At 70.3% G+C, this 19399-nt stretch carries 20 protein-coding genes; 8 read left to right on the plus strand and 12 right to left on the minus strand.

Annotated features, from left to right (window positions below):
- The first annotated feature begins 134 nt into the window (after nucleotides 1-134).
- Entirely contained in the window at nucleotides 135-1013 is an 879-nt protein-coding gene (locus ABZ208_RS03320) for an enoyl-CoA hydratase/isomerase family protein (protein ID WP_356907862.1), read from the plus strand.
- Between the two features lie 336 nt (nucleotides 1014-1349).
- The gene (locus ABZ208_RS03325) at nucleotides 1350-1781 is read left to right on the plus strand and encodes a hypothetical protein (protein WP_356907863.1); all 432 of its coding nucleotides are present in this window, start codon (nucleotides 1350-1352) and stop codon (nucleotides 1779-1781) included.
- Nucleotides 1782-1805: 24 nt separating this feature from the next.
- Here ABZ208_RS03325 and ABZ208_RS03330 read toward each other — a convergent pair whose 3' ends face one another.
- From ABZ208_RS03330 to ABZ208_RS03345, 4 genes are all read right to left on the minus strand, one after another.
- Nucleotides 1806-2039 carry a hypothetical protein gene (locus ABZ208_RS03330; protein ID WP_356907864.1) on the minus strand — a complete coding sequence of 78 codons (234 nt, stop codon included), beginning with the start codon at nucleotides 2037-2039 and terminating at the stop codon, nucleotides 1806-1808.
- A 4-nt stretch (nucleotides 2040-2043) separates the two neighbouring features.
- Nucleotides 2044-2856 carry a helix-turn-helix transcriptional regulator gene (locus tag ABZ208_RS03335; protein ID WP_356907865.1) on the minus strand — a complete coding sequence of 271 codons (813 nt, stop codon included), beginning with the start codon at nucleotides 2854-2856 and terminating at the stop codon, nucleotides 2044-2046.
- A gap of 88 nt (nucleotides 2857-2944) precedes the next feature.
- Nucleotides 2945-3364 (minus strand): SsgA family sporulation/cell division regulator, encoded by a 420-nt coding sequence (locus ABZ208_RS03340; protein ID WP_356907866.1) that lies wholly within the window; start codon nucleotides 3362-3364, stop codon nucleotides 2945-2947.
- A 444-nt stretch (nucleotides 3365-3808) separates the two neighbouring features.
- Complete coding sequence (locus ABZ208_RS03345) at nucleotides 3809-4870, minus strand: phosphatidylinositol-specific phospholipase C domain-containing protein (protein WP_356907867.1); 1062 nt, start codon at nucleotides 4868-4870, stop codon at nucleotides 3809-3811.
- 209 nt (nucleotides 4871-5079) lie between these two features.
- Between ABZ208_RS03345 and ABZ208_RS03350 the strand changes: the two genes are divergently transcribed.
- Entirely contained in the window at nucleotides 5080-6618 is a 1539-nt protein-coding gene (locus ABZ208_RS03350) for an ATP-dependent DNA ligase (protein WP_356907868.1), read from the plus strand.
- A gap of 54 nt (nucleotides 6619-6672) precedes the next feature.
- Here ABZ208_RS03350 and ABZ208_RS03355 read toward each other — a convergent pair whose 3' ends face one another.
- Nucleotides 6673-7179: an FBP domain-containing protein gene (locus ABZ208_RS03355; RefSeq protein WP_356907869.1), complete on the minus strand. Its 507-nt coding sequence runs from the start codon at nucleotides 7177-7179 to the stop codon at nucleotides 6673-6675.
- 103 nt (nucleotides 7180-7282) lie between these two features.
- Between ABZ208_RS03355 and ABZ208_RS03360 the strand changes: the two genes are divergently transcribed.
- A complete protein-coding gene (locus tag ABZ208_RS03360) occupies nucleotides 7283-7585 on the plus strand; it encodes a 4a-hydroxytetrahydrobiopterin dehydratase (RefSeq protein ID WP_356907870.1) in 303 nt (100 codons plus the stop codon).
- Nucleotides 7586-7606: 21 nt separating this feature from the next.
- On the plus strand, nucleotides 7607-8341 hold the full coding sequence (locus tag ABZ208_RS03365) for a class I SAM-dependent methyltransferase (RefSeq protein ID WP_356907871.1): 735 nt from the start codon (nucleotides 7607-7609) through the stop codon (nucleotides 8339-8341).
- Between the two features lie 299 nt (nucleotides 8342-8640).
- Here ABZ208_RS03365 and ABZ208_RS03370 read toward each other — a convergent pair whose 3' ends face one another.
- A complete protein-coding gene (locus tag ABZ208_RS03370; RefSeq protein WP_356907872.1) occupies nucleotides 8641-9093 on the minus strand; it encodes a lamin tail domain-containing protein in 453 nt (150 codons plus the stop codon).
- A 153-nt stretch (nucleotides 9094-9246) separates the two neighbouring features.
- A complete protein-coding gene (locus ABZ208_RS03375; protein WP_356907873.1) occupies nucleotides 9247-10083 on the minus strand; it encodes an NmrA family NAD(P)-binding protein in 837 nt (278 codons plus the stop codon).
- A gap of 81 nt (nucleotides 10084-10164) precedes the next feature.
- On the opposite strand from ABZ208_RS03375, the gene ABZ208_RS03380 reads away from it, so the two are divergent.
- Entirely contained in the window at nucleotides 10165-11145 is a 981-nt protein-coding gene (locus tag ABZ208_RS03380) for an AraC family transcriptional regulator (protein ID WP_356907874.1), read from the plus strand.
- Between the two features lie 179 nt (nucleotides 11146-11324).
- Here the strand turns inward: ABZ208_RS03380 and ABZ208_RS03385 are convergent, their stop codons facing one another.
- Nucleotides 11325-11744 carry a DUF3592 domain-containing protein gene (locus ABZ208_RS03385; protein WP_356907875.1) on the minus strand — a complete coding sequence of 140 codons (420 nt, stop codon included), beginning with the start codon at nucleotides 11742-11744 and terminating at the stop codon, nucleotides 11325-11327.
- Nucleotides 11745-11933: 189 nt separating this feature from the next.
- Between ABZ208_RS03385 and ABZ208_RS03390 the strand changes: the two genes are divergently transcribed.
- Nucleotides 11934-13049, plus strand: coding sequence for a PP2C family protein-serine/threonine phosphatase (locus ABZ208_RS03390; protein ID WP_356907876.1), 1116 nt, complete (start codon nucleotides 11934-11936; stop codon nucleotides 13047-13049).
- A gap of 225 nt (nucleotides 13050-13274) precedes the next feature.
- On the opposite strand, the gene ABZ208_RS03395 is transcribed toward ABZ208_RS03390, so the two are convergent.
- The 4 genes from ABZ208_RS03395 to ABZ208_RS03410 form a co-directional block, all read right to left on the minus strand.
- On the minus strand, nucleotides 13275-13733 hold the full coding sequence (locus ABZ208_RS03395; protein ID WP_356907877.1) for a hypothetical protein: 459 nt from the start codon (nucleotides 13731-13733) through the stop codon (nucleotides 13275-13277).
- A 102-nt stretch (nucleotides 13734-13835) separates the two neighbouring features.
- Nucleotides 13836-14669: an aldo/keto reductase gene (locus ABZ208_RS03400; RefSeq protein WP_356907878.1), complete on the minus strand. Its 834-nt coding sequence runs from the start codon at nucleotides 14667-14669 to the stop codon at nucleotides 13836-13838.
- Nucleotides 14670-14843: 174 nt separating this feature from the next.
- The gene (locus ABZ208_RS03405) at nucleotides 14844-16643 is read right to left on the minus strand and encodes a long-chain fatty acid--CoA ligase (RefSeq protein WP_356907879.1); all 1800 of its coding nucleotides are present in this window, start codon (nucleotides 16641-16643) and stop codon (nucleotides 14844-14846) included.
- A 310-nt stretch (nucleotides 16644-16953) separates the two neighbouring features.
- Entirely contained in the window at nucleotides 16954-17826 is an 873-nt protein-coding gene (locus ABZ208_RS03410; protein WP_356907880.1) for a LysR substrate-binding domain-containing protein, read from the minus strand.
- 126 nt (nucleotides 17827-17952) lie between these two features.
- Here ABZ208_RS03410 and ABZ208_RS03415 point away from each other — a divergent pair, with 126 nt between their 5' ends.
- Nucleotides 17953-19005, plus strand: coding sequence for a bile acid:sodium symporter family protein (locus ABZ208_RS03415; RefSeq protein ID WP_356907881.1), 1053 nt, complete (start codon nucleotides 17953-17955; stop codon nucleotides 19003-19005).
- Nucleotides 19006-19399: the final 394 nt, after the last annotated feature.

Raw genomic sequence — 19399 nt, forward strand, 5'->3', positions numbered from 1 at the left:
GTCAAACCAGGGTGAAAGGTTCACTTTCGTGCCAGGGCGATCTGGCGCGGCGCCATCAGCTTCGGCCTGGTCGCCATCCCCGTTCCAGGTCGTCGCAGCCGCCGAATCCCACGGCATCACCCTGCACTGCGTCCATGCGAAGGACGGTGCTGAGCGATGACAGGAAGACCGAGATGACCGCCTCGTACGAAACCATCAGGACCAGGCAGGACGGCAGCGTCCTGACCGCCACGTTCAACGCGCCGCCCATGAACCTCATCGGTCCCGAGGTCGTGCGGGACCTCGTCGCACTGCTCGAAGACCTGTCACAACCGACCGCCCCCCGCGTGGTGATCTTCGACAGTGCGGATGCCGACTTCTTCTTCCCGCACGTCGACATGACGAAAGTCCCCGAGTACACCGCTGAGGCCGCGAAGGCCGGAGGCCCCGGCGATGCCTCCCTGGGAATGCTGTTCCGCAAGCTCAGCCGGGTGCCGGCCGTCACCATCGCCAAGCTGCGCGGCCGTGCCCGGGGAGCGGGCAGTGAGTTCCTCCTTGCCTGCGACATGCGCTTCGCCTCCCGGGAGAACGCCGTCCTGGGCCAGCCCGAAGTGGGAATCGGAACACCCCCCGGCGCGGGCGCGATCCAGCACCTCACCCGTCTGCTCGGCCGGGGCCGTGCACTCGAAGCCGTGCTGACGTCGTCGGACTTCGACGCCGATCTCGCCGAACGCTATGGATGGGTCAACCGTGCGGTCCCTGACGCCGAACTGGACGACTTTGTAGCAGGCGTCGCCGCGCGGGTGAGCGGCTTCCCCCGCGATGCGCTGATCGCAGCCAAGTCGGCCGTCAACGCCATCAGCCTGCCGACTCCTGCCGAAGTTCGCGCAGACGCCGCGCTGTTCCAGCAACTCGTCCGAGGTGAGGGAGTGCAGCAGCGCACGGCTGAGCTGTTCAAACAGGGTTTCCAGACCCGTGGTGCCACCGAACTCGGTCTTGGAGACGCCCTGGGCGACTTGAAGGCCGTCGACTGATGAAAGACTGCGGTGAGGTCGGTGGGGTGGGTTCGGTCGGCGGTCTGGCCGATCGCGGGGATTCCCGGAAGATCCGCGTCGCGTCTGTGAGCCACGTAAGGGCTGGGGTGATGGCATGTGGCTCCCTTTCCGGCTCCCCGACGACGGTGCGAGTCGCGGGGCGGCTCCACAACCTGCGACGCGAACCTGCAGCGGGCCGCACCGCCATTACCTCCGGCGTAATCGACGCCCTCCATGCCGCGCGGCAGTCTGTGGTCACCGGGACTCGGGCGGCGCACTCCGCCCGAGCTTCGGTCCCTGACCAGCCCGTACGACCTCGATGGAGGCTGATCCGCCATGTCCGCCACCCTGCTCGCCGGCCTGTCCCGTACCACTGAGCCGCACACGATGCTGCGCCGCTTCCTCGCCGTGGACGCCGTCGTCACCGGTTTCAACGGACTGGCGTACCTCGTGGCCGCCGGACCGCTCGGCCGGCTGCTCGGAGTCGGGGAAGGCCTGCTGCTCGAACTGGGCGTCCTCTTGCTCGTGTTCGCCGGTGCCGTCGGCTCGCTCGCCGCGCGCAACAGGCCGCCGCAGCTGCCGGTGAAGCTCGTCGTCGACGCCAATCTGCTGTGGGCCCTGCTCAGCATCGTCGCGCTCGCGCTCTGGCTCGAGCCGACCACCGCCGGCGCAGTGTGGACCATGCTGCAGGCCCTCGTCGTTGCCGGCCTCGCCGTCCTGCAGTGGTCCGCCCTGCGCGCTGCCACCCCCGCCGGGGCCTCCCGCTAGGAGTGGCTGACGGCGACGGCGTGGTCAAGTCCCCAGGCCGCAGTCCTCGTCGTCCGGGTTGTCCTTCTCGAAGCGGTAGTTGGAACCCGTGACTTTGCCGCCGGTGAGGGCCGCGGCCTCGTTCAGGAGCCATTCGTGGTGTTCGTCGGCGAAGTCGACGTCATCGGAGTGGATGGACACGGCCACGTCGAAGGATTCGAGTGCGCCGGCGGCCTCGTAGCGTCGGCTGAACCACGCGAGATCATGTGAAGAAGACACTGCCCTAAGGGGCCTGGGACTGGAGGTACTTGACCGTCGCCGGGTCGGCCGGCAGCAACGTCTCGATGGCCAGCTCCGCGACCGTCACATCCATCGGGGTGTTGAAGGTGGAGATGGACGAGACGAAGGACAGCACCCTGCCTTCGTGCTCGATCCGCAGAGGAAGTGCGACATACGGATACGGCTGCGGTTCCGGTTCCGGTACGTCGCTCCCACCGCCCGCCTCCGCAAGAGGGTAGGCGGCGACCTCCTCGAACAGCTCGCGCAGCGCTTCCGAGCGCTCCAGCGCGATCTGACGCTTCATCTGGGCCAGCAGATGCTCGCGCCACTCGCGCAGATTGTGGATCCTCGGTGCCAGGCCCTCGGGGTGGAGGGTGATCCGCATGGCGTTCAGCGGCGGGGTGAGCAGATGCTCCGGCAGGCCGGCCAGCAGCATCGCGATACCGCGGTTGGCGGCGATCACGTTGTACGTGCCGTCCACGACGATCGCCGGATACGGCTCGTACCCCTGCAGCAGTCGCTCCAAGCCCTCGCGCAGCGCACCCATCGCCGGGTCGTCCAGCGGCGTCTGCGCGTACCGCGGTGCGTAACCGGCCGCCAGCAGCAGGGCGTTGCGCTCCCGCACGGGAACCTCGAGATGCTCCGCGAGCCGCAGGATCATCTCCTCGCTGGGGCGGGAACGGCCCGTCTCGATGAAACTGATGTGGCGGGACGAGGAATCGGCGCGGAGCGCCAGCTCCAGCTGGCTGAGGCGGCGCTGCTCGCGCCAGTCACGCAGCAGTCTTCCCACCCCCGTGCCGGTCGCGGCAGTTGTCATGGCTCGACCGTAGTACGCGGCGCGGCCCGGGCGCCTGGTTGCGGAGCCGTTCGATTGCGGTGCCGAGGGCTCCCGGGTCGCGCGGCGCTCAGCCCGCGGCCTCGCCGAGCAGGGCCGCCAGTGCTCCCTCGACGTCGATGGCACTGCTCTCACGGTCGGCGGACACGGTGGCGTACGAGTGGATCAGGAAGCGGCGCAGCCCCGCAGTGTCGAACTGGAGCAGGGCGACGCCCTCCGGCGAGCGCAGCTCAACCATCGTCTGGACCCGCCCGCACGGCCAGATGTGCACATCACCCGTGCCGGACGGGGTGCGCAGTCCCCTGTCGAGCAGGTTGCGGGCGAAGGTCCAGGTCACGCCGGTGTTGTTGAGGCAGACCTCGGCGGGGAAGACCAGACGGACGGCGAGCGGGTCGCGGGCGTTGTAGCGCAGGCTCACCGGCACTGCCAGGGAGTGCGGTGCGTCGCTGATCAGGCGGGCCGAAACGGATTGCTCGATGGTGGATGACATCGCTCGCTCCTCTGCTGCGGGGCGTTCAGCTCCTTTTGCACAGAGACGTCACGGGCCGGCTCATGCTGACGCGAGCTACACCAGTGGCGCGTGTGACCTGCATCACCAAGCGTCCGGCCGTGGGGGTGCTGATGGCTAGGCTCTTGCGCTCCCGCATATGTCCATAAAAGGGACGGAGAAGGGAGAGGCCCCGGCCGGACGGGGGTTTCCGGCCGGGGCGGTCAGGGGCGCGGGTGTGTGTGGCGGTCGCCTCTCGGTGCGGTGCACCGCCGGGGCTTCGGTCGAAGCGTCTTCCCTGCGGTCGCAAGGCGAGGCCCGGGACGCTGTCCCCTGCGCAACCCGCGTGTAGATGAACGATAAACCATCGAGGGCTGTTCCGAGGAATCCGCGGGCCCCTCTGTGATCTGTGTTACCCGCGGTCACTAGGGTCCGGGGCTGCGGCGCCTACCCGGTGGCGCCCCGTCCGACGACGGTGGCGAGGACGGACGGCAGCGGGTACCAGTCGGCCGAGACCACACTGGCATGGCGGCCGGCGAGCAGTGAGACCCGGTCCCGCGCCTGCGTCTCGGTCGGGTTCGTGCCGTCGATCGCGGGCGCGACACCGGCGGCGCCCGTCATGACGACGAGGTAGTGGTTGCGGTCGTACCAGGCGGTGTCGATCGACCCGCCCGTGTAGGTGGCGGCGTCCCCGTCGAAGACCACGAACCACGGGCGGATCGAGGCGTCCGCATACCGGGTGCGCGGGTCGCCCGATGCCGCCTTGAGCACCGCCGGGAACGCGCCCGCCTGGCCCAGCCGGCCCGCGCCCTTCAGGTCGCGCAGATGCTGGGCGTACTCGCGGTCGGTCCACAGGGAGTCGGCCGGGTTGCCCTGCTCGACGGTGCCCGGGATCAGCTCGATCACGAACTTGCCGGCGAGCGCCGAGCGGGCCGGCCAGCCGTTGGCACGTACCGCCGTGTCGAGATCGGGCTGTCCGCCGGTCAGGTCCCCCGGGCGGTACAGGGCGTCGCCGAGCTTCGAGGCCAGCAGCGCGTCGAGTGCCGCCGGGCCACGGCCCGCGTTGTTCTGGAAGCCGTCCTTGAGCTCCATCTTGATGAGGATGGGGCGGTGGCCGGGGTGGGCGTCGTGCCAGGCCCGCATGTCGGCGAGACAGCCGCCGAGATCCTGGTTCCTGGACTTGGTGCGCAGCTGGGCCGGGTTCGCGGCGTTCTCGCAGTTGTTGTTGTTCCCGAGCGGGTTGTTGTGGGAGACGCGCCACGATCTGCCGAACACATTGGTCCAGACGTCGATCTCGAGCATGCCGGCGCCGGAGTCGAGCGCGTCGGCGAAGTACCGGTACTTGTCCTTCTCGTAGGCGTTGTGCACGCCGACCCAGGTGGCGGAGGAGTAGGGCAGCTGCCCCGGGTCCGCCGCGCGGGGCGACGCCGCCTGGGCCGGAGCGAGTGCGACGGCGAGCAGGCCGGCCGCCGCGGCGCTGGTCAGGGCAGTGCGCGAAAACTTCCCCATGGGTCCCCATCTCTTGCGTCGAGTGGTCAAGTCGACCGAAGAGTAGGGGAGTTGCGTGAACCATGGGGAGACAGGGACCGGCCGATGAAAATGAGACGGGTGCGCCGGTCCTGCTTGGGTTCCCGGTGCCGGCACCGCCCGCCTGTCGGTGCACACGCGGACAGCGCGGCGAACGAGCGAGGCGCCGCACGGCGCGGCACGATGGGCGCATGCTGCTCGCCCGAGTCGCCGAGGTGTCCAAGGCGGTCGCCGCCACCTCGGCCCGTACCCGCAAGATCGCCGCCCTTGCGCAGCTGTTCGCCGAGGCCGGTCCCGAGGACGTCGCCCTGGTCATCTCCTATCTCGCGGGTCGCCTGCCCCAGGGCCGTATCGGCATCGGATGGAGCGTGCTCAAGGACCCCGTGCCGCCTGCGGTGGTCCCGGCCCTCACCGTCACCGGGACGGACGCCGCGCTCACCGCGCTTGCCGGGATCGCGGGCCCCGGTACCCAGGCCGAGCGCAGGAACCGCGTACGGGACCTCATGGCCGCGGCCACCACGGACGAGCAGCGTTTCCTGATGCGGCTGCTCACCGGAGAGGTGCGCCAGGGAGCGCTCGACGCCGTCGCTCTTGAGGCGGTCGCCAAGGCCGCGGCCGTCCCGGCCGACGAGGTGCGCCGTGCCGTGATGCTGGAGGGCTCGCTCCCGCGTGTCGCACCTGCGGTACTTGCCGAGGGCCCGCCGGCGCTCGAGCGGTTCGGGCTGCGCGTCGGCAGCCCCGTACAACCGATGCTCGCCCACACTGCCACGTCGGTGACCGAGGCGGTGCGTACGCTCGGCGCCGCATGCGCGGTCGAGGAGAAGCTCGACGGCATCCGCGTCCAGGTGCACCGCAGCGGAGATGCCGTGCGCGTCCATACCCGTTCCCTCGACGACATCACCGACCGGCTGCCCGAAGTGGTCGCCGGTGCACGGGAAATGACAGGGGATCACTTCATTCTGGACGGAGAGGTCATCGCACTCGGCCCTGGCGGACGGCCCGTCCCCTTCCAGGACATCGCCTCGCGCGTCGGCTCCCGCACCGACGTCGACGCCGCCCGCGCCACACTGCCGCTGTCCCCGGTCTACTTCGACGTCCTCGCAGCCGACGGCGAGCCGGTGCTCGACCTCCCGGGCAGCGCCCGCCACGAGATCCTCGCCCGCCTTGTGCCCGAACCGATGCGGGTACGCCGCACCGTCGTCGGCGACCCGGTGGACGAGCAGCAGATCGCCGCCGCCGAGGAGTTCTACGCCGCCACCCTGCGCCGCGGCCATGAGGGCGTCCTCGTCAAGGCGCTGTCCGCACCGTACGTCGCCGGCCGCCGTGGCCGCTCCTGGCTCAAGGTCAAGCCCGTCCACACCCTGGACCTGGTGGTCCTTGCCGCCGAGTGGGGCCATGGCAGACGCACCGGACTGCTGTCCAACCTCCACCTCGGCGCCCGCGCCGCCGACGGCGGCTTCGTCATGCTCGGCAAGACCTTCAAGGGGCTGACCGACGAGATGCTGCGCTGGCAGACCGACCGGCTGCGCGAACTGGCCGTCGACGACGACGGTTTCACCGTACGGGTCCGCCCCGAACTCGTCGTGGAGATCGCCTACGACGGGGTGCAGCGCTCCCCGCGCTACCCGGCCGGCGTCACACTCCGCTTCGCCCGGGTGGTGCGCCACCGTCCCGACAAATCCGCGGCCGAGGCCGACACCGTCGAGCAGCTCCTCGCGGCACACTCCTGACCGGGGCCGCAGCCGGGCGAGCCGGGACTCGACGAGCCGCTCGGCGGCGGGTGCTCAGCGCGCGCCGATGACCCGCTCGGCGAACCCCCACAGATTCGTCACCGTGCGGTCGATCTGCTCCTCGATGCTCAGCGACTCCTCGTAGCGGCCGCTGCGCAGCTTCGGCAGCTTCTTGCCCCGGACGTAGAGTGAGCAGTCGAGATCGGCACAGAGATAGGTGCCCACCGTGTTGCCCTCGCGTCCCGCGGGGCCCGCGAGCGGCGCGACGAAGAGGGTCACTCCCGAAGCCGCGTGGGCCGTCATGCACGCCTGGCACATGCTGGACTTCACCACGCTGGTACGGCTCGTGGCGGGGACGCGGAGGGTGATGCCGACCGGGCCGTGCTCACGGGGCAGCACCAAATGAGCGCGCAGCGGCGCACCGGGATCGGTCCAGCCCAGGAAGTCGAGGTCCTCCCAGGGGAGTTCGGCAAAGCCCGCAGGCAGTCGCAGGCGCGCGGCCTCCCCCTTCGTGCAGTTGACGAAGGATCTCCTGATCTGTTTGTCGGTCAATGGTTCCACGCGGTGGAACGTACCCAGCGCGTCTTGGTGCAGGCATCCGATTTATCGGGCATCGGATCTATGGTGTCCCCGTCCGCCGGCCCTCTCTTGGAAGGATTCCGCCATGCCCACCGAACCGCTGTCGCAGAAGGAGATCGAGGACCGGTTGAGGGAGCTCCCGGGCTGGTCCCTCGAAGGTGACCGGATCACCCGTTCCTACCGCCTGGCCTCGCACTTCGCGGCGACCGCGATGGTCGTTCACATCGCGCAGATCCAGGAGGAGCTGAACCACCACTCGGACCTCACCCTCGGCTACAACACCCTTGCCCTGTCGGTGGTGTCCCACGACGCGGACGCGCTCACCGAACGGGACTTCGCGCTGGCGCAGCGGGTGGAGGAGATCGCCCCGGGGCACGGCGCGGGCTGACCCATCTGGCATGCTCGGATCATGCTCGACTACGACCGGGAAGCAGTCCACTACGACGCGACTCGAGGCGGAGCGCCGAGGGCGGATGCCGCTGCCGCAGCCGTGCTCGGGCTTCTTCCGCGCTCCGCCCGCACCCTGCTCGACATCGGCTGCGGCACCGGCCTGGTGACGCAGCGTCTGGTTCGCCCCGGGCTGAGGGTGTTCGGCGTCGACGGCTCGCACGGCATGGCGTGCAAGGCGGTCGAGCGGACCGACGGCGACGTCGTACTCGGCGATGTACGGCGGCTGCCGATGCGCGCGGCGGCCGTGGACGCGGTGAGTGCGGTGTGGCTGCTGCATCTGGTGCGGGAAGCGGCGGCGGTCGTTGCCGAGGCGGCGCGGGTGCTGCGGCCGGGCGGGGTCTTCATCACGACCGTCGACAAGGACGCGGGCCACGACGTCGAGAGTGACATCGACGCCGTGCTCGCACCGTACCGCTCGTTCGGCGAGGCCTTCGACCGCAGTGACCTGATAGAGCGTCATGCTGCCGAGTGCGGTCTTCGGCCGGCGGGCCGGGCCCGTTTCGCGGGACACGGCCAAGGTCGCACCCCGCGCGCCGCAGCCGATGCGCTGCTCGCCGGCCGCTACCGCTCCTGGTTCGGCGACGACGCCGCGACAGCTCGCGAACTGGCCGCCGCACTTGCGCGGCTGCCCGGCCAGGAGGTCACGCGCGCCGAACCGTCGTACGTGCTGCAGGCCTTCCGCAAGGAGAGCTGACCCACTTCGCCGACGGCGACTGCCTGAGCGGGAGCTCCCTCACCGCCTCCGCCACCGAAGAGCGCAGGCACGTGCGCACATACGCGTGCAACTCCGCGTTGAACATGCGGGGGTCTGATCAGGGGTGCGGAGCCGTGGCCGGCTGCTTTGACGGACGGTTGGCCCCGCTGGTGCAGGTGGCTGGTTGCAATGACAGGGTCGTCAGCCGTCACGCTCAAGCAGGCGGCTGCCCCGCGGACATGCGCAGCGCCCCGTTCAGGATCCACGGCTCCTGGGCGGGGCGCTGCTGGTTCAGCGGCTCAGCACATCTTGTAGTCGACCCGGGTCGAGTTGTACGAGCAGGTGTCCACCTTGGTGCCCGACGGCTTCTTCAGGGTGGCGGTGTCCTTGCCGTTGTTCCACACGTACCACGAGCGCCCCTGGTAGCGGGTGGCCGAGGTGTTGGTGCCCTTGCCGGTGCGCACCGTCACCGTCTTGCCCTTGCCGAGGGTGTACGTGCCGAAGGTGTACTTGTGGTTGCTCGCGTCGACGAGCACCCAGCCCTTGAGGCTGACGGCGTGACCGGTGGTGTTGCGGATCTGGACGTATTCCGCGTTGAGGCTCGAGTTGGCGCCGCGGTCCGAGCCGGGGCTGTCGTAGTAGATCTTGTACAGGTGGACCGAGCCGGCGGCCTGCGCCGGGGAGGGCAGGGCGACGAGACCGGCGAAGGCCGCCACCGTAGCGGCAGCGGCCATGGTGCGAGTGCGGAGCATGAACGTCCCTTGGTGTCAGGCCGGGCACCCCCCAAATCGGGCCCGGCGACGCACATACTATGTACACATCTTCTTCACATGGCGCTGAAAGTTGAATACTGGACACCTTTGGGGGGCTGTCAGGCTCCGCTCGCACTCGGGCCGCGGGTGAACCTATGCCGCCCAGGCCCCCGCGGCCGCCGCGTCCTTCGCGAAGTCGGCGAAGTCCTTCGGCGCCCGGCCCAGCACCCGCTGCACGCCGTCCGTGAGCGAGGCGTTGTGCCCGTCGAGCAGTGTGTCGAACAGCCCGGCCAGCCACTCGGCATCTGGCTCCGGCAGGCCGAACTGCTGCAGCGCCTGCGCGTATTCCGTGGCGGAAACCGGCACATACCGCACGTCCCGGCCCGTGACCCGGCCGATCTCCTGGGCCACCTCCGCGAAGGTGAGCAGCCGCGGACCGGTCAGCTCATGGACCGCACCGCGGTGCTCCGGCTCGGTCAGCGCCGCCACCATGACGTCCGCCAGATCGTCGGCGTCGACGAACGGCTCCGCCGTCCCGCGCGCCGGGAACACGATCTCCCCGGCCTGCACTCCCTCCCGCATCGCTCCTTCGCTGAAGTTCTGCGCGAAGAAGGCGGCTCGCACCACCGTGAGTTCAAGACCCGACTCGCGCAGCGCGCCCTCCGCGACCACCGCGTCCGGTTCCCCGCGCCCGGACAGCAGCACCAGCCGCCGAACCCCGGCGCCGGCCGCCGCACGCCCGAAGGCGCGCATCACCTGCGGAGCGTCCGGGGCCGCGAGGTCGGGGAAGTAGTTGACGTACGCCGCGTCCGCACCGTGCAGCGCCGGCGCCCAGGTCGACTCGTCCGCCCAGTCGAACGCGACCGCTCCCTTGCGCGAGCCGGCCCTCACCCGCACGCCGCGGGCCGTCAGCCGCTCGGCCACCCGGCGGCCGGTCTTGCCCGTGGCCGCGGTCACCAACACCGTCTCGTACCTCGTGTTCTCTGTCATGACTCAAGGTTCGCGGCCCTCGGCTGGACTCTCCATGCTGCACAGGCTCAATGGCATACGTGTCCGTCTACCCTTGCCGTCATGGACGCTCTCGCCGGACTGCTGGACGGACCGCGGGCCAGGGGTGCCTTCCTGCTGCGGATGGTGATGGAACCGCCGTGGTCCGTGCGCATCGAGGATCATGCGCCGCTCTGCCTGATGTGCGTCACCGAGGGCGAGGCCTGGATCGTCCCGGAATCCGGTGTGCCCGTGCTGCTGCGCCCGGGTGACATGGCCGTCGCCCGTGGACCCGATCCGTACACCGTGGCCGACGCCGCGGACAGGGCACCGCAGGCGCGCATCGGCCCGGGCGGCACCTGCCACACCCTTCAGGGCGAGCCGCTCGCCGAGAGCATGCACCTGGGCATACGGACCTGGGGCAACGCCGCCGACGGCTCGACCACCATGCTCATCGGGACGTACCAGATGCGGGGCGAGGTCAGCGCGCGGCTGCTGGATGCCCTGCCCCCGCTGCTGTGGCAGCCTGCCGACGGCTGGACCTGCCCGGTCAGCTCGGTGCTCGCGGACGAGATCGGACGCGACGAACCGGGCCAGAGCGTGGTGCTCGACCGGGTGCTCGACCTGCTGCTGATCGGGGTGCTGCGGGCCTGGTTCTCACGCCCCGACGCCGCGGCCCCGTCCTGGTACCGGGCCATGGGCGACCCGGTCGTCGGCCGCGCGCTGCGGCTGCTCCAGGACGACCCCGCCCACCCGTGGAGCGTCGCCTCGCTCGCCGTCAAGTGCGGGGTCTCCCGGGCAGGACTCGCCCGCCGCTTCAACGACCTGGTGGGCGAGCCGCCGATGACGTACCTCACCGGCTGGCGGCTCACGCTCGCCGCGGATCTGCTGCGCGAGACCGACGCGACCGTGGAGGCGATCGCCAGGCAGGTCGGGTACAGCGGTTCGTTCGCGCTCAGCGCGGCCTTCAAGCGGGTACGGGGCATCAGCCCACAGCAGCACCGCACGGGCGCGGTGATGCCCGACCGGCGGCAGGCCGATCATGTCCGTGGACGTCAGCGCTGACGATCGTCAAGATCGGCTGTTGCCGTTCGGCTCGGGTTCTGGGGCTGTTCCCCCTTCTACGTTCGGCCCATGGAACGAGAACAGCGACAGAAGGCGTGGACCGGTCGGTCATTGACCGCACTCGGGATATGACCCTGTTCACAGCACTCCCCTCCGTGCGAGTCCGCACACCGCTCTCGTCATTCCTGCACCTGGTCGATCGCCACCCACACCATGCCCAGCAGCGTGAACATCCCCGTGACGAAGATGCCGAGCAGATGCCCGAACAGCGGCGACCACGCCCCGCCGGGGCCCATGACCGTGGCCGAACGTGCGGGATTGCCGGGCCGGTACCGGATCGTCACGGCCTCGCCCTGGGCGATCAGGAGCGCGTCCTCCTCGAACTCCACGTACTCCCCGGACGCGGTCGTGAAGCCGTAGACGTGGTGCCGGCTCGTCCCGCCGTCGTTGCTCTGTGTCGAGTACCGGCGTACGCAGCGGCCCTCCACGGCGATGCCGCCGATCAGCGAACGCAGCCGGCTGATGAGTCGCCAGGTCAGGTACCCGCAGAACAGGCCGAAGCCGGCGAGGAACAGTGCACCTGTCGCAAGAGTCGTCACCCACGCAGGCTGGAGGTGGTGCGGCCGCCCGACGGCAGTGGCTCTGGCGGACGGGAGCGACGGGTGCCGGGGGTGGGTGAGACGCGTCGAAGTGGTGCACAGGCTCGAACGGTGTCGATCGTGACAGCAGTTCCGGAGCCTCCACCGTGGCAGCGGGCGCCGGCCCACCGTGCGGTGTATCCAGTACATATGCTTCCTGGACGCCGCCGCGGAGACCTTCAGTGGTCATGGGAGCCACGCCCTGCGCTGCTGGCGGTACCGCTCGCGTTGATCGCGGTCGTCACGGTCGTCGACGTCCTTGCGCCGCCCGAAGTCCATCTCGGACCCTTCCTCGTCGCCGCCCCCGCCGTCACCGCGTCGTTCGCGGGGCCCCGCACGACCGCCGCGGTGGGCGCGCTCGCCGTGCTGGCCCAGTCCATGGTCGCGATCACGCGCACCAGCCTCACCGACCTCAATCACACGCTCCAGATCACCGCCCTGGTGCTCATCTCGGTGATCGTGACGTTCTTCGCCTATCTGCGGGAGCGGCACGAGAGGGAACTGACCCAGCTGCGCTCCATCGCCGAGGCCGCACAGCAAGTGGTGCTGCGGCCGCTGCCGCACCGGATCGGCCCGCTGCGCATCGCCTCCGTCTATCTCGCGGCCGAGGCCGAGGCGCAGATCGGGGGCGACCTGTACGCCGTGGCGCGTACGGCCGGAGCGACCCGGTTCATCATCGGTGATGTCAGGGGGAAAGGGCTGGAAGCGATCGGCGACGCCGCCCTGCTCCTCGGGGCATTCCGGGCCGCGGCGCACCGGCAGGCGACTCTGCCCGCGCTGGTGGCCCATCTGGAGGGGACGGTCTCGTCGGACCTCGACGACCCCTCGTCCGGCGGCGACGAAACGGAGGACCACGGCGAGTCGTTCATCACCGCCGCCGTGCTCGACGTGGCCGACCAGGAGTCGGCGCTGCACATGATCAACTGCGGACACCCCCCGCCGCTGCGGCTGCACGGTGGAAAGGTCACACCGCTGGAAGTGCGGCATCCGGCACCGCCGTTGGGGCTGACCGGGTTCGACCCGTCAGGCTTCACCGGTGAGGTGTTCGCCTTCGAGGCGGGGGACGTCGTCGTCCTGTACACGGACGGTGTCATCGAGGCGCGCGACACGAAGGGCGAGTTCTACCCGTTGGCCGAACGGGTGGCCGCCTGGTCCGGGATGCGTCCGCAGGCTCTCCTGAGCATTCTGTGCGAGGACCTGCTGCATCATGCCGGCGGGCATCTGGGCGACGACGCCGCGATGGTGGCGATCGAACGTATGGCATAGGGCGTGGGCCGGCGCGGTCGCGCCGATGGTGCGCCCGGCCCGGTCCGCCGGGCAGCGGCTCCGCCTCCTGCGATGCGACAACCAGCTACTTGACGTGGCTCATGTTCCGTCCCGGATCTCACGACGAGAAGGTCGGAGATTTCCTCGTCGGGGAAGCGGCGATGGCCGATGGTGCCCACCGGTCGAGTTCCCCGCCGTCGGCCGGTGGGCCTTGGAGAGCGCCGGTCACCAGCGCCACGTCAGACAACTGCCCTCCGCCACCACCGCCCAGCGCGCCGCAGCCGCGTCCAGGGCGGCTTGGGTGCGGGCGAGGTCCGCGGCTGCCAGCGGGCTCCGGCCGGTGCCACGGCCGTCGGTGGGCAGGCCGCGCCAGACGCGGTACGCCCAGTTGACGGCCATCTCCGCCGCCATCACCTTCTCGCCCTTGCGGCGCAGCACCTTCAGGCCGGAGCGGCGGTGCCTGCCCGGAACGACGTTCTCGAAGCCCTGGAAGGTGGCGCCCTGTGAGACGGCGCCCCAGAAGCCGTCGGTCAGACCCAGTGCCTGCTCGACGGCGGCGTGCACCAGATCGTGCGGCATGGTCGGGCCGGTCGGCTGCGCGGGCAGCCGGACATCGGGGCCGCGGCGGTCGCGCACCAGGATCTCGTGCTGATTGTCCGGCAGCTTCCGGAAGGAGATCTCCATCGCGCCCGACGGTAGGCCCGCCCCCTGCGGACCGCCAACCGCTTTTTCCGCGCCCCCGACGGGCACGGCCGCTCCTCGCGGCCGCACCCGTCGTGTCACGGCTCAGGCCATGTCGAACGTGGCCGGGTCCGGACCGAGACGCGTGCCCTCGTCAAGGGCCGCGAAGGCCGCCAGGTCGTCCGCGTCCAGCTCGAAGTCGAAGACGTCGACGTTCTCCCGGATCCGGGACGGGGTCACGGACTTGGGGATCGCCACGTTGCCGAGCTGCAGATGCCAGCGCAGCACCACCTGGGCCGGGGTGCGGTCGTGCTTCTGGGCGACGGCGACGATCGTCGGGACCTCCAGCAGGCCCCTGCCCTGGCCCAGCGGCGACCAGGCCTCGGTCGTGATGCCGTGCCGCTCGTGGACGGCGCGGGACGCGGCCTGCGCGAGCTGCGGGTGCAGCTCGATCTGGTTCACGGCCGGCACGACGGACGTCTGCGCGATCAGGCGCTCCAGGTGCTCGGGAAGGAAGTTCGACACGCCGATCGCCTTGGCACGGCCGTCCGCGTGGATCTTCTCCAAGGCCTTGTACGTGTCCACGTACGCGTCCTTCGACGGCACCGGCCAGTGGATCAGATACAGGTCGACGTACTCGAGACCCAGCCGCTCCAGCGACTTGTCGAAGGCGCGCAGCGTCGAGTCGTGGCCCTGGTCGCTGTTCCAGAGCTTGGTGGTGACGAAGAGTTCGTCGCGTGCGATGCCCGAGGACGCGATGGCCCGGCCGGTGCCCTCCTCGTTCCCATAGATCGCCGCCGTGTCGATGCTGCGGTAGCCGGCCTCCAGGGCCGTGGCGACCGTCCTGGCCGCCTCGTCGTCGGGTACCTGCCAGACACCGAAGCCGAGCTGCGGCATCGAGACGCCGTTGTTGAGGGTCAGGGAAGGGACCTTGCTCACGAGCCGTCGTTCCTTACGTCGTCGGTTGGTACGCACAGCGTCAACGATCACGATGCCCGTCGCATTCCCGCCATCGGGCCGGCGAGATACAGCTCCGGCCTTTCCGGTACAGACCATTGACCGCGTCTCGTCAAGCGGAACGCCGATCGGTCGGTACCGGGCGGGGGAGAAGGCTCACTGGTACAGGGCCTCCACCTCGACCGCGTACGCCTTCTCGATCGCCTTGCGCTTCAGCTTCAACGACGGGGTCAGCAGGCCGTGTTCCTCGCTGAACGGGTGGGCGAGTATCCGGAACGTACGGATCGACTCTGCCTTGGAGACCGACGTGTTCGCGGCCACCACCGCCCGGCGGACCTCCATCTCCAGGTCCGGGTCGCGCACCAGGTCGGCCGGCTGCAGCGGAGGCTTGCCCTGGATGTTCAGCCAGTGGTCCACGGCCTCCTGGTCGACGGTGACGAGGGCAGCGATGTAGGGGCGGTCGTTGCCGACGACGATGCACTGGGCCACCAGCGGATGCGCCCGCACCCGCTCCTCCAGGCCCGCCGGCGACACACTCTTGCCGCCCGACGTCTTGAGGATCTCCTTCTTGCGCCCGGTGATGGTCAGATAGCCGTCCTCGTCGAGCGCGCCGAGGTCACCCGTCGCAAGCCAGCCGTCGCGCAGTACGGCGTCGGTGGCCTTCGGGTCGCCGAGATATCCCTGGAAGATCTGGCCGCCGTGCACCCAGACCTCGCCGTCCTCGGCGATGTGGACGGTGGTGCCGGGGATCGGCTGGCCGACGGTGCCGTAGCGGGTGCGCTCGGGCGGGTTGGCGGTGGCCGCGGCGCACGACTCGGTCAGTCCGTACCCCTCGAAGATGGTGACGCCTGCGCCCTCGAAGAACAGTCCGAGTCTGCGGTCCATCCCCGAGCCGCCGGACATCGCGTGGCGCACGCGGCCGCCCATGGCTTCCCGGACCTTGCTGTACACGAGCTTCTCGAAGAACTGGTGCTGCAGCCGCAACGCCGCCGACGGCCCGGGGCCGAGGCCGAAGGCCCGGTGCTCCATGGCCTCCGCGTACCGAACGGCGACATCGACGGCCTTGTCGAACGGACCCAGCTTGCCTGCGGTCTCGGCCTTGCGGCGGGCCGCGTTGAAGACCTTCTCGAAGATGTACGGCACGGCCAGGATGAACGTCGGCCGGAAGGAGACCAGGTCGGGCAGCAGCGCCGCCGCCTGGAGCACCGGCTGATGGCCGAGCTTGACCCGCCCGCGGATCGCGGCGACCTCCACCATCCGGCCGAAGACATGGGCGAGCGGCAGGAAGAGCAGCGTCGCGGCCTCGTCGCCGGGGCGGGAGTGGAAGACGGGCTCCCAGCGCCCGATGAGGGTGTCGGTCTCGTACATGAAGTTCGCATGCGTGAGGACGCAGCCCTTGGGGCGGCCGGTGGTGCCCGAGGTGTAGATGATGGTGGCGATCGAGTCCGGGGTCACCGCGCGCCGGTGCCGGTGCACCACTTCGTCCTCGATGTGGGCGCCGGCCTCGAACAGTTCGGCCACCGCCCCGGCGTCCAGCTGCCACAGCCGTTTCAGCCGGGGCAGCCGGTCGATCACCGAGCCGATGGTCATGGCGTGGTCCTCGTGCTCCACCATGCAGGCGGTCACCCCGGCGTCGTGCAGCATCCAGTGGACCTGCTCGGCGGACGAGGTGGGGTAGATGGGCACGGACTGGGCGCCGACGGTCCACAGCGCGAAGTCGAAGAGCGTCCACTCGTAACGCGTGGGGCACATCAGCGCGACCCGGTCCCCGAACCGGACACCCTGTGCGAGCAGGCCCTTGGCCAGTGCCAGTACCTCGTCGCGGAGCTGGGTGGACGTCACGTCCTGCCACTCGCCCGCGTCGTCCTTGCGGCCGAGCGTGACCCGGTCCGGATCGTCCACGGCATGGTCGAAGACCGCATCCGCCAGCCCGCCGACCAGAGGCGCTGCGGCCATGGGTGGGACAGTGAACTCGCGCAATGGCCTGCTCCTTGTGGCGCTCCGCACAGCGCCGTGACGGTACCCCACCTCTTGCACGGGCGGGAGGGCCTGCGTGAACTGCGGACTAATCGAATCTTCACAGGTCAGCCCAGGCGAGGAGCCCCGGTAGGGGAACCTGTGTACGGATTACTGACCCTCGAGTAAGCAACGGGGGCCGGAATCTGCACGGAATCTGTACGGGGTGCTCACCGCCGCTCTACCGGGTGACGGCCTGGTTCGTACCTGCTGGAGCCGCTGCGGGCGGCTCGCCCTCCGGACTGGGCCCTCAGCGCCCGGCCGGCCCGTGCAGGCGGTCGCCTGCGGCGAGCAGCGCGGCGGCGAGAGCGGACGCGGCCTCCTGGGCGGCGGTACGACGGTGGCCGTGCAGCAGCACGAAGTCCACGGTGCCGAGATCGGGCAGGCCTGCCCGGTCGGGCACCGGGACCAGGCCGGGCGGGATCAGACCGCGCGTGTGCGCCATCACGCCGAGTCCCGCGCGGGCCGCGGCGACCAGGCCGCTGAGACTGCCGCTGGTGCACGCGATGCGCCAGGCGCGGCCGTCGCGCTCCAGCGCATCGAGGGCGCGGGCCCGGGTGACGGCAGGCGGCGGGAAGAGGATCAGCGGCACCGGCCGGTCGGGGTCCAGCCGTACGCCGTCGGCCGCGATCCACACCATGCGGTCCCGCCAGACCAGTTCGCCGTGTGTCGCGCCCGCCTGGCGCTTGGCGAGCACCAGGTCCAGCCGCCCCGCCTCCAGCCGCGCGTGCAGTGTCCCGGAGAGCTCGACCGTGAGCTCGAGGTCGACCTCGGGGTGGTCGCGGCGGAACGACTCCAGGATCTCGGGCAGTCGGGTCAGCACGAAGTCCTCCGACGCCCCGAACCGCAGCCGGCCGCGCAGGCGCGTGCCGGTGAAGAACGCGGCGGCCCGCTCATGTGCCTGCAGGATCGTCCGGGCGAAGCCGAGCATCGCCTCGCCGTCCTCGGTGAGCTCCACGCTGTGCGTGTCCCGCGTGAACAGCTGCCGCCCCGTCGCCTCCTCGAGCCTGCGCACATGCTGGCTCACCGTCGACTGGCGCAGGCCGAGCCGGCGTGCGGCCTGGGTGAAGCTGAGCGTCTGTGCGACAGCCAGAAATGTGCGCAGCTGGGTCGGGTCGTACATGAAACCGACCCTAGCCCGTCATCGCGATACGTGATGACAGTGAGAGCGGTGTACCGGATTCCCGATCTGCGCGGACGAAGGGACCATGGAGCGGGCACGTCCTGAACCGAAAGCAATGTGGAGCACATGAGCCGCCGCCGTACCCCGAAGCTGCCGTCCTGGCTGCCGATCGACCCGTACATACTGGCGCTCCTGGCCACCGTGCTTCTCGCGGCGCTGCTGCCCGCGTCCGGTACCGCGGCCCAGGTGGCCGGCGGGGCTTCGACCGGAGCGGTGGCCCTGGTCTTCTTCCTCTACGGGGCACGGCTGTCGACCCGCGAGGCACTCGACGGGCTGCGCCACTGGCGACTGCATCTGACCGTGCTCACCGCGACCTTCGTCGCATTCCCGCTGCTGGGGCTGGCGGCCTCGCAGGGACTGCAGCCGCTGATGCTGACCCCGGAGCTCGCCGCAGGTCTGCTGTTCCTGTGCATGGTGCCGTCGACGATCCAGTCGTCGATCGCCTTCACCTCCATGGCCCGCGGCAACGTCCCGGCGGCGATCTGTGCCGGTTCCTTCTCCAGCCTCGCCGGCATCGTCCTCACGCCGCTGCTCGCCGCCCTGCTGCTCGGCGCCGGGGCGGGCGGCTTCTCCGCGGACTCGCTGCTGAAGATCGTGCTTCAGCTGCTGGCGCCGTTCCTGGCGGGGCAGCTGCTGCGCCGGTGGGTGGGCGGGCTGCTGGCCCGCCACAAGCAGGCGCTCGGCTTGGTCGACCGGGGCTCGATCCTGCTGGTCGTCTACACGGCCTTCAGCGAGGGCATGGTCCAGGGCGTCTGGCACCAGGTCACCCCCGCCCGGCTGGGCGCGCTGCTCGGTGTGGAGGCGCTGCTGCTCGCGGCGATGCTGACGCTGACCTGGCTCGGTGCGAAACGGCTGGGCTTCGGGCGGGCGGACCGTGTCGCCATCCAGTTCGCCGGCTCGAAGAAGAGCCTGGCGGCGGGGCTGCCGATGGCGGCGGTGCTCTTCGGGGCGCAGGCGAGCCTGGCGGTGCTGCCGCTGATGCTGTTCCACCAGATGCAGCTGATGGTGTGCGCGGTGATCGCCAAGCGGCGCGGCGGCGACGCGGAGGCGTCGGAGCCGCCTGCTTCCACCGGGTCGCGGACCCCGGACCGCCGGGTGCCAGAGCCCACGGGTCTCTGATCTCGGCCGCCGGGACAAGGGCACGGCGCCGGACGTCCGATGGGACAGCGTCATGCGGTTCCCACGTGTGGTTGCAGAGGAGGGCCGGGTTCGTGGCCTGGGTGACTGTTGTCAGCGTTTCCATCAGCGACGAGCCCGTTGGGGGACGCGGATCGTCTGCAGCGGCTCTTCGGCATCGGGCAGCGTCGAGCGCGTCGAACAGGCTCGGCCCGGCGAGGTCACGGTCCTGCCGGAGGAGGGGAACGGTGCGCGCTTCCTCGTGCTCAGCGGCGAGAGCCCCCGGCCATGAGATCTGCGTCCCGTGGCTGTTGGTGGAGAAGGAGGGCGCTGGTACCTCGACGGGACTCCGCCCCTCACCGGATCATCGTGCAACGACTGATGCCCACACCCGCAG

This window comes from Streptomyces sp. NPDC006208 (assembly GCF_040613775.1).
Classification (GTDB): domain Bacteria; phylum Actinomycetota; class Actinomycetes; order Streptomycetales; family Streptomycetaceae; genus Streptomyces.